Source organism: Streptomyces sp. VNUA24, from assembly GCF_029167005.1.
Taxonomy (GTDB): Bacteria; Actinomycetota; Actinomycetes; order Streptomycetales; family Streptomycetaceae; genus Streptomyces; species Streptomyces scabiei.
Window position 1 is genome coordinate 9,609,816 of the sequence record NZ_CP119143.1, and the last position, 12,946, is coordinate 9,622,761.

Below are 12,946 nucleotides of genomic sequence, written 5' to 3' on the forward strand. Positions count from 1 at the left end.
CGGCTCACTGGCCGTGATGCGTGAACGACGCCCAGACCTCCAGCTCGTCCAGCGGACCGTGCGCGGTGTCCGCGACCAGCGGCGCGCACGCGGCCAGCTCGGCGGGCAGGACCCGGCCCGGGTCCAGCATCCACAACTGCGCCGCGCGCAGGGCGTCCCTCGGCGGCACGCCCCGCTTCATGTGGTGGTGGACGAGGAGCACCAGCAGGGTGGTCCGGGGGTCGTCGGCGACGGCCCAGCGGGAACCGACGACCGCCGTGGCGCCCACGCCCAGGAAGGCCGTGGCCAGGGTGAGCGCCTCGTCGTGGTCGCTCAGGGTCAGGTCGCTGGTGCAGTTGGCGAGCAGGACCGTGCCGCCGGGCATCCGCGGATCACGGCCGGCGGCGCCGGTCAGCAGATCCTGCACCGACACCGTGTGCGTGGCGTCCAGTTTCAGGACGGAGTCGTTCGAGGTCGGGCCGGTGTCCGCGTGGCAGTTGACGTGCAGCAGGGCCGTCGGCGCGGGGCCCCGGCCCGGCAGGAAGCGTTCCAGCGACCGGGGTTCGGGCGGCAGCGGCGCCGGCCGGCCGGCGCCGGAGGCTCCCGATGTTCCGGTGTCCTCGCCCGTGCCGCCGATCACGGTGACCTCCGGATGGAGGGCGGCGACGAGCGCCGCCTCCCGGTGCATCGTCGCCGAACCGTCCGGGTCCACGACGACGGCCACGGCGCCCCCGCCCAGGACGGCGGTGGGGCGCGCGGCCACCTCGATGAGCTGACGGGCGCTGGCACAGTAGGAGACGACCGCCCGCTCGCACGCGTGCCCGCCGGCCTCGCCGCGACCGGGCGCCGGGCAGTACGCCGCGTGCCAGGGGACGATGCCGAGGGGACCCACGGGCGCGAGGACGACGCGTGGGGCCCGCCCCGGCCACCAGGCGTCGGCCGCCGCCAGGAGCGGCGCCATCGCGGCCTCGCCCGCCCATGCGCACAGCCGCTGCAGCGCCTGCCGCCACTCCTTCTCCAGCCGCAGCAGACGCTTGCGGTGCAGCTCGTGCATGACCAGCGGGTGGTGCGGGGCCGGCGGGTCCAGCCGGCCCGCCCTCTGGAACGCCTCCAGCGAGGCGGCGTACGCGCCGACGGGCCCGGCGGACACGGAGGTCAGCTTCGGCAGCCGCAGGGAGCCGACCACCCCGGTCGCCGTGACGAGGACCGCGTGGCCGGGCGCCCCGTCCTCGCCGGGGACAAGGTAGGCCAGCACGTCGGTCCCCAGCCGGCGCAGGGTCCGGCCGAGCACGGCCGGGCTCGGCGCGGACAGCAGCCGCTTCTCGGCGGCGCTGCCCGCCAGTGCCTCCAGCACCCGGCCCCGCAGGTCGTCCGGTACCCCGCCGAGACGCCCGCCGCCGTCGGCGGCCGCCCGGACCCATTCGTCGGCCAGCGCGGGCCGGCCGGCGCCCCGGAGCAGATCGGGGACGGTGACGTTCATCGTCGCGGCGTTGAGCACCAGCCCGCGGCCGAGTTCGAGCGCCTCGAAGGCCGACTCGGGCAGGCCGTCGGCGAGACTCCAGCGGACCAGCCGCAGCATGTCGGGCGCGATCGCCCGCGCGGCCTCCAGCCCGTGGTCCGCGCCCGACTGCAGCAGGACGGAGCGGCCGTAGCCGGTCAGCGCCGACCGGGCCGTCTCCCGTGACTGCCGCCGATGACGGTCGTCCCCGGGACCGAAGGCGCGATGGGCGAGGGCGATGGTCCGGATCAGCGCGATCGCGAACGGGTCGCCGGGGCTCGCGTTGAGCGCCGCCCACGCCTCCCGCAGCACGCCGACCGACTCCGTCAGGTCCTCGCGCCGCCCGGTGACCAGATACCGGGCCAGCAGAAGACTGCCCAGCCCGTACAGGCAGCGCCCGCGCGACCCGTGGAACTCGTGCGGGCCCCGCTCTGCCGCGTCCCGCAGCAGGGCGATGCCCCGGCCGAGGGCGTCGGCCCGGTCCGGCCCGTCGGTGTCACCCGGCCGTGCCAGGGCCGCCGCCGCGCGCAGGCACAGCGCCGGGCGGTGCGGACTGTCCGCCGGGCAGGCGGCAGCGGCCTCGACGAGGGCGTCGACGCGGGCCCGGACGGCCGCCGTGTCGCCCGCCTCCCGTGCCTGCCGCAGGGCGTGCGCGGCCAGTTCGGCCCGGACGGCCGGCCCGCTCGGATGGTCCGGGGGCAGGGCGCGCCGTGCCTCCTCCCAGGCCCGTACGGCGTCGTCGGCGAGCGTCGTGGAGTGCCGCCGCCGGGACCGAGCGAGCAGCAGCCACGCCGGTCCGGCGGCGGCCAGCAGTTCGGCCCGGAAGGGAGCGGGCTTGGCCGGCTCCCCGGCGCGGAACAGGTGCGAGGGAACCCGGGGGTCGCCCGCCCGTGCCAGCACGGTGTGCAGCGGCGGCCGGGTGAGCCGGTCCGGTGTGCGGTCCAGCAGCAGGTCGTACTCGTGGACGGCGGCGTCGAGATCGGCGTGGTCGCCGAGCAGCACATGCCGGTCGAGGAGAAGCCGGGCCAGGAACTCGGCGCACCGGTCGGCGAGGTCCGGGCCGTCGGGGTCCGCCGGACGCACGCCGTCCGGTGCGGTACGGCCGAGGACGTCGAGGGCGTGCCGGACGAGGGCGATGGCCCGGGTCAGGTCCTGCCCGTCCCGTTCCCGCAGCCAGCGGCGGTGGTGCGCCAGGGAGCGGGCGGCGGCCTCGACGGGACTCGCCGGCTCAGGGGCGCCGGAAAGGATCTCGGTGACCCTGCCGAGGGGTACGGCGAACGGGTCGGGGGAGCCGTCCCCGAGCAGGATCGTCGCGGAGGGGTCGATCGTGGGCGGGGCGAGGGTGCCCTCGTCGTACGGCGGATCGGAGGGGACGGGCTCCTGCGGCCGGGGCGCCTGCGGCTCGGCCGGCCGGTCACGGCGCGAGGCCGGGAAGAAGGTGCCCAGCAGCGCCTGGAAATCGGCCACCGCTCCCTGCCGCAGCGCCTCCTCGATGTGCCGGCGCATGGCGGAGCCCGGTGGCAGCGCGTCCCGGGCCTGCCGCAGTGCCGTGAGGGCGGCGGTCCGTTCCGCGCCGGTCGCCTCGCCCCGGGTGACGAGGACGAGTCCCAGCGTGCCGGCGACCGCCAGCGTCGTCGCCCGGAGCGCCCACGCCTCGGGTTCCAGCCGCGGGGCGGCCCGCAGCAACTGGTCCGTCCACGCACGGCAGTCGGCCGCGGAAGGCGTCTGGTCCGGCGACCGCAGGAAGTCCACCATGACGGAGACGAAGACGAAGTGCGGTTCGCGTTCCAGGGTGGCCGGGTCCAGCAGCCCGGCCAGCAGGTGCAGATCGTCCTCGACGGTGGGGAACCCGCTGACGTCCGGAAGGGGCGGCCCGCCCGGTCCCTGGGGAACGGCGAACGGGTCGGTGTACCAGACGCGGTACAGCATGGCCGTCAGGAAGGACCCGTTGAGGTTCTCGTCGCGGAACTCGCTGTCGGCGGGCGCCCGTTCCAGCACCACGCGCAGCACACGCAGGGCCTCGCGCAGGGACGCGTGCCGGACCTGCGGCAGCGCGCAGGCGAAGTCGAGGAGCAGCGCGACGCCCAGCAGACACTGGGCGCCCAGGTGGAGTTCGTCCTGGTGGTGGTAGAGACCCGTGCCGGTGCGCAGCAGGTCGATGGCCTCGCGGAGGTCCGTCACGATGCGCGGCACCGTACGGTCCAGGGCCAGGGACGGATCGGCCGCGCCCGTGAGGAGGGCGTTGTTGCTGAGGTCGTACGCGTTGGGCGTGCCGCGGTCGATCACCCGCCGGGTCAGGACGATCGCGGTCTTCAGCACCAATTCGGCCCGGTCGGTGTCGTCCGGGCCGATGAGGGCGGCGAGTTCACGGGCCCGGACGGTGAGGAGGCCGATGCCGTCCTCGTCCAGCAGCTGGTCCGACAGCTCGATCCACAGCAGGTCGACGATCCCCGCCAGACAGGCCACCAGGTCCGCCCGGGCCTCGGCGACAGCCTCCGGGTCCGCTCCGGGTCGGCCGGGGTCCGCGGCGCGGGAGAGCCGGGTCCGTGCCTCCTCCCACAGGGCCAGCGCCCCGGCGCGGTCGGCGGCCGGTGCGGGGTCGTCGGGATGAGGGGCCGCACGGTTGACTTCGGACCGCTCTGCTAGGGCGAGCCCGAGGTTCGTCGCGATCCGGTGGGCGGCCTCCTCGGGCAGCGCGGGATGGGCGAGGGCCGTGCGGTACCACTCCACGGCCGCCGCCCGGCCCGCCCGGCCGGTGCCGGCCTGCGTGAGCGCGTCGCACACGTCCGCGCCCAGCTCCGCCGCGTCGGCGCCGGCCGGCCCGGGGTCGGCCAGCAGGGGCCGCAGGACCGTCAGCAGGGCGACGAACTCCGGTGCGGGGTCCGGGGTTTCGGCCGGACCGCCGGACGCGCGGTGGCGGTCGCCGAGTTCGAGGTAGGACAGTAGGGCGAGGTCGAAGGCGACCGCGGGGCGCAGGTCCGCGTCGAGGTCCTCGCTGTCGTGCGCCGACCGCAGATGTCCGAGGGCCGCGCGGCGGTCCGCGAGCCGTTCGGGGCTGTCGTGTTCGGCGCACCGGCAGCGGTCCGAGAGGACCAGGCCCAGCACGGCGCGGCACTGGGCGGGATCCGGCAGGAACCGTGCGTCCGGTCCGTCGAGGAGCGGCGCGAGGAGGTCGACGACCCGGTCGGCGTCGGCGGACCGCCGGGGGCCGTCCTCGGCCGTGCGCCAGCGTTCCGCGAGGTCGAGGGCGAGTTCGCGGCGGACCCGCACCAGGTCACCGGGGTCGGGCGGGCCCTCCGGCCCGGGGGACGTGAACGCCTCGACGGTCAACGCGTGGACGGTGTCCAGTCGTTCGACGGTGTCGTCGAGATCCCGGGGTGCCTGCCCGTGGGCGTAGCGGATCCGGGACGCGTCGGCGGACAGGCCGAGCAGCAGACGCCGTTCGGCCGGCCCGGAGGGGGCGCCGGACAGCTCCGCCAGCATCCGCTCCACCTCGTCGACGAGGTCCACGACGCGGGCCTCGTCCTCCTGCCCGAGGGCGTCCTCGGCGGCTTCGAGGAGTTCCACGACGACGTCGATCCGGGCGAAACGCTCCGTCATCCCGGATTCATCGGACTGATCATCGAAACCCTGATTTCCGGTGTACACGAAAACCCCCCGCCCGCGCCGGGGAATGTCCCCGTACCGGCATCTGAATTGCCAAGGGGATCGTAGCTCACTAGCGTACGGCCGTAATCCGGATTCCGGATCGGAGGAGGGGAACGCATGGATGATTACGAGCAGCAACTCATCGCGGCGCTCGTGTCGGAACCGCAGTCGATCCGGGAAAAGCTCTCCCCGGCCGACCGGGAACAGCTCGACGTCCTGCTCGACCTCGTCGCCGAGGGCGGCGGCGAGCAGCGGTCGCGGGGGATCGCGCGGGCCGTCGCCGCCCATCTGCGCGCGGCGCTGCCGGACGACGAGGGGAGCGCGGTGGGCCGGCGGTACACCTCCTCGTCGCTCACCAGGCGGCCCCCGCACGACGTCCTGCTGGAACGCTTCGCGCCGGGCGGTAGCGACGGCAGGGGCGGCACAGGTGGTGCGGGCGGCCCGTCCACGGTCGCCCGCACCACCGCTTCCCCCGCCGGGTCCACGCCGGACCCCGGGGTGCGCTGGGCCTCGGCCCGTGACCGGCTGCTGGCCGAGCCCGCCCTGACGGACACGGACCTGACGGAGATCTTCGGGGTCGCGGCCGAGCATCCCGAACTGATCCGGTTGCGCGCGCCCCAGGGCCCCGAGCGGCTGCCCGCGTTCCAGTTCGACGGCGAGGGCCGTCCCCGGTCCCTGGTGCTCGCCGTCAACGCGATGCTGGGCGCGGCGGCCGACCCCTGGGGGGTGGCCGACTGGTGGCTGGGGCCCAATCCGTGGCTGGATGCCGTGCCGGCGACCCTGCTCGGCGCGGGGCTGGACGATCAACTGCTCGCCGCCGCGGGCGTGGTGGGGGAGGACTACTGACATGGCCCGTGGAGCGAAACTTCCCGAGAAGGGCGCGGCCGACGCCCGCAGGACGGTCCGCAGGGCGGGCGAGGTGTTCTACCGGGTGCACTCGCGGCGCCGCGCGGCGGACCGCTTCAACCCGGAGCCGCAGGACCATCACTTCGGCGGCGGCCGCTTCGACAGCACCCCGAACGATTCCTACGCGTACCTGTACGCGGCCCCCAGGCCCGAGACCGCGATCATCGAGAGGTTCGTCCGCACCCTGCGCTTCGACGGCCTCGGCAACTCTCGCATCCTGCTGCGGAAGGAACTGGAGGGCAGGCTGCTGTCCCAGGTCCGGCTCACCCGCGACGTCGAACTGGTCTCCCTGTGCAGCATCCTCCACCTCAACGCGGTCCAGCAGAGCGACTGGTGGCTCGTGGAGTCCGACCCGACGGAGTACGCGTTCACCCGGCGCTGGGGGCACTGGCTGCGCGCCGAGGCGGAGTGGGCGGACGGGTTCGTCTGGCGCTCGCGGCTGGACGGCCCCCACGAGTCCCTGGTCCTGTTCGGCTCCGCGGCCGAGAGCGACCTGCTCACGGTGACCGAGGAGCCTGCGAGGGCCCTCGACGACGAGGACGGCCTGCGCTGGCTGGCCGAGACCCTGGAGGAGTACCACGTCGAGATCGGGTCGGTGGACCGGCTGCCGGGCATCGGGTCCTGACCCTGCTTCCGCGCTCTCACGGGGTCCGGCCGGGCTTTTTCCGGGCGGGAACCGGTAGCTTTCCGGATTGTCGCCGGGGATCGGCGCAGCGGCTTCCGGTCCCGGTCGCCACTCGTGCATACTTCTGCTCGAAAGGCCGCGGGAAAGCACGGGGGAATGCGGCAGGAAGAAAGCACGGTATTCGAGTTCCACGGGGCGAGCGAATTCGAATACCGTGCTCTTCCGTCCCCTCCGTCGTCCATTCCGGAATATCAGGGCCGCCGGTCGCGCAGCACGTCGATCACCGCGCGCGCACTGAGGGGATTGCGGGTCACCAGATGCACCGACCAGTCGGGGTCGGCCCGCAGCACCTGTTCCAGTGTTCCGACGACGGTCTCGGCGCTGGTCCGCGCGTCGAGGCCGCCCCGGCCCGCCCCGAGCAGAGGGAGCGCGACGGACCGCAGGGGCGCGCGGCCCGCGCGCCGCTCGGCCGCCGCCAGCTGGAAGACGCGCCGGACGGCCGTCGCGACGGCCGCGGGCGCGGTCTCGTACCCGTCGCCCGTCGCCGAGGGCGTGGCGACCGCCGCGTGCAGGATCCGCCGCACCCCCTGCGCGGCCAGCGCCCCCGGCGAGGTCACGGCGACCGTACCCGCCGCCACCGGGAGCCCCGGCACCCCGAAGTTCCTCACCCAGTCGGCAAGTTGACGGGCTATCACGTCGTCCGTGATCCGACCGACGGCATCCTTCGTGGCCCCCGCCCGCCGCAGGCTGCCGGAGACCGTCCGCCGGAACGTCTTCGACATCTCGAAGTAGATGTTCTCCGAGGACACCAGCACGTCCACGCCCGTCACCAGCTCGATGGGCGCCACATGCAGGGTGAGCAGGACGTCCCCGTGGGGGAACGCGGTCCGTACCACATGGCGTCCCGCGCGGACGGGGGCGACCTCGCTGTCCCCGGCGCCCTCCCGGACGCTCTCCCGGGACTCCGGGACGGGCCCGGCCCGGTGGCCCTCGAAGTGCATGACCGCGCGGGCCACCTGCTGGAGCATCAGCTTCTCCTGGTGCTTGCGGAACCGCTCCGCCCCCACGCCGTAGACATGGGCCGCCCGCTCCCGGCGCTCCTTGCCCGACAGATCGCGGGTGCCGGGGGCGAAACCGAACGAGTGCAGTGCCGCGTCCCGCAGCAACTCCCCGTCCAGGCCCAGCAGTACGGCGTGCAGCAGGCGCTCCACCGCCTCCGGCTCCGCGCGGCCGCCGGGTGCGGACGGCTCCGCACCCGGGGACCGGTCCGCGGCGCACGCCGCCAGTGTCTCCAGCCGGGCCTCGTGCAGCCGCAGCAGCCCGAGCGCCCGGACCCGGCCCAGTTCCTCGACCAGCCTGTGCAGTGTCGTCGGGAGGTCGGGTCCGGCGTGCGCCTGCTCATCCATCACCGCTCAAGGATGGGCAGGGGGCCCGCACCCGGCAAGCGGTTTGGGACGATCGGGAGAAAACGGTACGATTATTCGCCCGATGGTGCGGTCAGGGTGACGCCGAGGGAGACCGGGGTCCCGAAGTTCGGGGTGCCGTCGGCGTTCCAGGTGAACTTCTGCGCCCTGGTCGACCGGTTCATGTCGCAGCCCCCGGAGGCGGAACCGTTGGCGTGGTAGACCATCCAGTCCTCCGTCCCGTCGGGCGACCTGAAGAAGCCGTTGTGACCGGGGCCGTACACCCCGTTCGCGTTGGACCGCTGGAACACCGGGTTCGGGGACTTGACCCATGACGAGGAGCTGAGCGGGTCGCCGCCGTTGTAGGTGAGCATGCCGAGCTTGTAGTCGGGCGTCGAGCAGTGGCCGGCCGAGTAGACGATGAAGGTCCTGCCGCCCCGCTGCAGCACCTCGGCGCCCTCGTTGACCGCACCGCCCACCGTCTCCCAGCCGTACGTCGGCGTGGACAGCACCCGGCGGGTGCCGCTCGCGGTCCATGGGTTCGACAGCGGGCGGATGAACAAGGGCTGCGAGCCGTTGTAGAACGTGCCCAGCAGATACAGCTTGCCGTCGAGCTGCAGGATGCCGGGGTCCAGCTCCCAGGTGTTGTCCTGCGTCGGGTCGAGCAGATCGGCCTTGAAACCGTAGGGGCCCATCGGGTCCAGGCCGGCGCTCTCCAGGACGTGGATGCGCTGGGTGCCGAGGTCGAACGGTTCCCGGCCTGCCGTGTAGTAGAAGTACCAGCGCTTGCCGTTCGGCCCGTCCAGGAGATGGAACTCCGGGGCCCACATGGTGCCCGCCCCGTTGAGCCGGGTCAGGTGGAAGATCACCCGTTCCTCGGCGGTGGCGAGCCCGGCGAGGGTGCTCGACCTGCGCATCGTGACCGTCGAGTTCCACGTCGTGGTGGCGAGGTAGTAGAAGCCGTCGTGGTACGTCAGCCAGGGGTCGGGGCCGCGCTGGACGAGGGGGTTGGTGAACGTCCTCGGGGCCGGGCCGCCGGTGAAGCCGGGCAGCCGCCACACCCTGCCGTCGGACGTGGAGCACGGCAGCTGCACCAGGTTGGTGCCGGCCGCCGGTGAACCGCCGCTCGGCGCCACGCACTTGCCCGAGCCGACGGAGACCAGCGTGAAGGTCCTGTCCGTGCCCGCCACCGACACCGGGACGAGCCGCCACCGCTGGTTGGCCCCGCTGTGACAGGGCCACTGGATGACCGCGGCGTCGTCGGCGGTGGAGGCGCCGTACACGTCGACGCAGCGACCCGACCCGGTGGTGACGGTGTAGACGTCGGCCGTCCCCGTCACCGGGGTGAAGGACAGGCTCTGGTTCGCCCCGCCGGCACAGGCGGAGGCCCGCAGCTGCGTGCCGTCGGCCGACGAACCGCCCGGCAGTTCGAGGCAGTTGCCGCCGGTCCGGTTCACCGCCGTCGAGGTGAACGCGACGGCGGCGGCAGCGGGCCGGGGTGCGATCAGGAAGGTGACCGCCAGGGCGGCCGAGGCGAGGAACGCGGACAGGAGTCTAGGTCGGATCACGGTCCGTACACCTTTGCTTCGAGGAGTCCGACGGAGTTCGTGCCGTTGCCGGTGAGCAGCACCCGGAGCCGGGTGGTGCTCGTGGCGGTGAAGGCGACGGTGTTGTACTGGTTCTTGGCCAGGGGGTAGCTCCCGGCTCCGGGCACGTCGGCGTACGCGCTGCCGTTCCAGTACTGCAGCTTCCACGAGGCGGGCATGTCGATGCCCTGGTCGTCGTCGAAGAAGTACACCTCGGCCCTGTCCAGGGTCTTCGCGGACGGCCAGGTCAGTTCGGCCCACTGCCGGCCCGTCTCCGGCCAGGTGCCCCAGCGCGGGTTCACGGTGTCGTCGGACGACGGCGGATCGATCCCGTCGTTCACGGCGGCGACGCTCTCCCAGGGCGAGGTGTACGACGCCGACGCCGTGGCCGACGCCGCCAGGTTGCCCGGCGGCTGGATGCCGCCCCGGTCGAACACCTTGATTTCGGTCAGCCCCGTCCTCGCGCCGGAGGCGTGGGTGGCCAGGACCCGGATGCGCTGGGCGCTGACCGCCGGGAACCGCACCCGGTTGTAGTTGGCCCGGGGCGCCGCCGGACTCTTCGTCTGGTCGGGGACGCTCACCCAGGAACTGCCGTTGTGGTACTGGATCGTGTACGCGGACGGCGCCCGGTAGGTGGTGGTCGCCGGGCGGCTGTCCTTGAAGTGCAGCCGGACCTCGCTCAGCGTGCGGGCGGTGCCGAAGTTCAGCTCGTACCAGTCCTGGCCGTCGGCGGAGCCGCCCGCGCCCCAGAACGGTTCATTGGTGGGGTAGCCGTCGACCGCGCCCGCCACCGTACTGCCGGAGCCGGTGTGGGAGGCGGTCGCGGTCGCGCCGGCGGCGAGGTTGGTGAGGTCGGCGGTCAGGTCGACGCCGGCCTTGGCGAGCATGTCGACCATCTGCGGACTGTCCTGCACGACCTGGTTCGGCGCCTTCAGCCCGGACTTGGCGGCGTGGTGGGTGACCGTGCCGCCGGTGGTGACGTCACCGGTGGCCGGGTCCCAGGTCAGCGGCACCAGCGCGCTGACGGTGGCCACCCGGTCGCCGTCGACGTAGACGGAGTAGCCCTCCGGGATGCCCGGGTAGCGGACCACGCCGTCGGCCGGGTCGTCCCACACGACGGACAGGTCGGCGCCCCGGTAGCGGAGGTTGTTGACGGTGAAGTGGCTCCAGCCGATGTCGATCGGCGACAGCTCGACCTTGGCGTCGTTGCGCGGGCGCAGCCCGGCGACGTCCTCGATGACGGTCCAGTTGCTGCTGCCGAGGATGTTGTGGTGGATCCAGGAGCGGTAGTCGATCGAGCCGCCGTTCCAGTCGGCCCAGAACTCGTTGGCGTCGGGCCACTGCGTGTTGCCGCCGACGTACTGGGCCCAGGTGTTCCAGTACAGGAGCTTCTTGTAGTCGGTCGCGCTCATCCAGGAGTTGGGGTAGTCGCGCAGCACCGACGAGTACAGCCGGAACTGCACGGTCGAGTTGATGGTGGAGAAGTTGTTGGAGCCGGGCTCGCCCGCGTCGGCGGCCGCCTTCTTGTCGACCTGGTTGGCCGTGTAGAAGGGGAAGACCGGGTACTGCGCCGGGTCGTCGTACAGGCGCAACGCCTGCTTGTAGGTGGCCGTGTTGGGGACAGCGCCGACGGAGAACGGGTAGTAGTTGTTGATCTCCTTCCAGGGCACCCACTCGTTCGTCGACTTCAGCCGGTGCTCGAACAGCTGCCGGTTCGGGTTCCACAGCACGTTCACGATCGCGTCCTTGATCTGCGTCGCGAGCGTGCGCATCTCGGTGGCCTTGGCGGTGTTGCCGGTCGCCTCGTAGGCCTGGGCGGCGGCGAGCGCGCCGCTGTACTGGTAGGCGGACTCGGCGCGGTCCATGTTCCCGGGCTTCCAGTGGAAGGAGACGGCGTCGGCGTCGTTGCCGGTCAGGGCGCCCCAGTCGTACTCGATGAGCTTGTTGCCGTCGTGGTCGTAGTGCGCGAGCTGCCCCTTGACGTCCCCCTCGGCGTAGCGGGCCAGATTGGCGGCGATGCCGGGCTGGCCGCCGTGGATCTGGTAGCTCTTCCAGGCCGCCTCGGCGATGTACTGGGTGTAGCTGTTGGACCAGTTCTCCGGGTCACCCGGGTTGTCGAGGAAGCGGCCGCCCTTGGAGGTCTGGCCGACGCTCAGCCAGTCCCCGTACGCGTAGGCGGGGTTCCGCAGGTACTTGAGGTCGTCGATGTGCATCGGCTGGGTCAGCGCGATCGCGTTGTTGTAGCCGAGGACGCCCTCGGTGGACGTCGGGAACTGGAAGGTCTGCCCGGGGATGTCCGCGTCGAGACTGTTGAAGCGCATCAGCCACCAGCGGTAGTAGATGTTCTTCTTGATGGCCGGTTCGGGCACGTCGATGTACGGCACGTTCTGCGCCCACCACAGGTTGTACGCCCTGACGTGGGTGGCGAACGCGGTCGCGGGCGAGTGGGCCGCGTAGGCGTGGTACTCGGTCAGCGACTGCGGGATCTCGTCCGTGACGAAGCCCATGACCACCTTGGCCGTCACGGTGGCACCGGCCGCGATCGTCACGGACCGGTCGAGACCCCCGCCGGAGACCGCGAATCCGTCGCCGGTGAGCCGGGGACGCAGGGTGGTGAGGTTGTTGTGGGCGTTGATCTGCCCGGTCAGCTCGCTGCCGGTGCCCGAGGTCGTGTACGGCGAGGTCGCCCGCAGCCGGAGCGTGGTGGAGGCGGAGCCGTTGTTCCTGATGGACAGGTTCGTCACGGCGACGTTGTTGTCGGTGACGAACTTCGTCTGGTCGATCGTGACCGACCCGCTGGTGTGGACGCTCTTCCAGTGGCTGGGCGTCTGCCGGCGCTGGGCGACCTGCTCGGTGAAGGTGCCCGGGGTGACCGCCACGGTGTAGGCGGCGCTGTCGTTGATGCTCTCCCAGTAGGCCGCCTTGCCGCCGAACCCGAGCTGGGCGGGGTTGTGCTCCTTCATGAAGAACGCCCGGCCGCGGCTCATCAGCCACGGCCCGGCGGGGTCGTTGCCCGAGCGGGCCAGCAGGCGGTCCATCCAGAAGTCGGTGCCGGAACTCTCCGCGTCGTAGATGGCCTTCATCATGTCGCCGGAGGTGTGCGCGACGGGCGGTGCCGGGATCGCGGGCCCGCCGAAGGTGGGGAACCCGATGGTCTGCGCCGCGGCGGCCGGGGGAGCGGCGACCACGGAGCAGGCGCTCAGTGCCAGGGCGACGAGGACACACCTCGTGCGCCGGCGGCGGTCCAGGAGGAGGTGCGGTCTTCTCATCGGATGCTCCCTGTCCCGTTGACGGCATGTGT

At 72.9% G+C, this 12,946-nt stretch carries 6 protein-coding genes; 2 read left to right on the forward strand and 4 right to left on the reverse strand.

Going from position 1 to position 12,946, the window contains the following annotated elements:
* Positions 1-4: 4 nt before the first annotated feature.
* Positions 5-5,077 carry a CHAT domain-containing protein gene (locus PYR72_RS41365; RefSeq protein ID WP_275460046.1) on the reverse strand — a complete coding sequence of 1,691 codons (5,073 nt, stop codon included), beginning with the start codon at positions 5,075-5,077 and terminating at the stop codon, positions 5-7.
* Between the two features lie 165 nt (positions 5,078-5,242).
* Between PYR72_RS41365 and PYR72_RS41370 the strand changes: the two genes are divergently transcribed.
* On the forward strand, positions 5,243-5,971 hold the full coding sequence (locus tag PYR72_RS41370) for a DUF3168 domain-containing protein (protein ID WP_275460047.1): 729 nt from the start codon (positions 5,243-5,245) through the stop codon (positions 5,969-5,971).
* Position 5,972: 1 nt separating this feature from the next.
* The gene (locus tag PYR72_RS41375) at positions 5,973-6,656 is read left to right on the forward strand and encodes an RES family NAD+ phosphorylase (RefSeq protein ID WP_275460048.1); all 684 of its coding nucleotides are present in this window, start codon (positions 5,973-5,975) and stop codon (positions 6,654-6,656) included.
* Between the two features lie 251 nt (positions 6,657-6,907).
* Here the strand turns inward: PYR72_RS41375 and PYR72_RS41380 are convergent, their stop codons facing one another.
* The 3 genes from PYR72_RS41380 to PYR72_RS41390 all read right to left on the reverse strand — a co-directional run bounded on the left by PYR72_RS41380 (position 6,908) and on the right by PYR72_RS41390 (position 12,914).
* Positions 6,908-8,062, reverse strand: a complete 1,155-nt coding sequence (locus PYR72_RS41380) for a macro domain-containing protein (RefSeq protein ID WP_275460654.1) — start codon at positions 8,060-8,062, stop codon at positions 6,908-6,910.
* A 71-nt stretch (positions 8,063-8,133) separates the two neighbouring features.
* Positions 8,134-9,627 (reverse strand): family 43 glycosylhydrolase, encoded by a 1,494-nt coding sequence (locus PYR72_RS41385; protein WP_275460049.1) that lies wholly within the window; start codon positions 9,625-9,627, stop codon positions 8,134-8,136.
* Entirely contained in the window at positions 9,624-12,914 is a 3,291-nt protein-coding gene (locus PYR72_RS41390) for a discoidin domain-containing protein (protein ID WP_275460050.1), read from the reverse strand. The genes PYR72_RS41385 and PYR72_RS41390 overlap by 4 nt, the downstream gene beginning before the upstream one ends.
* Positions 12,915-12,946 lie beyond the last annotated feature (32 nt).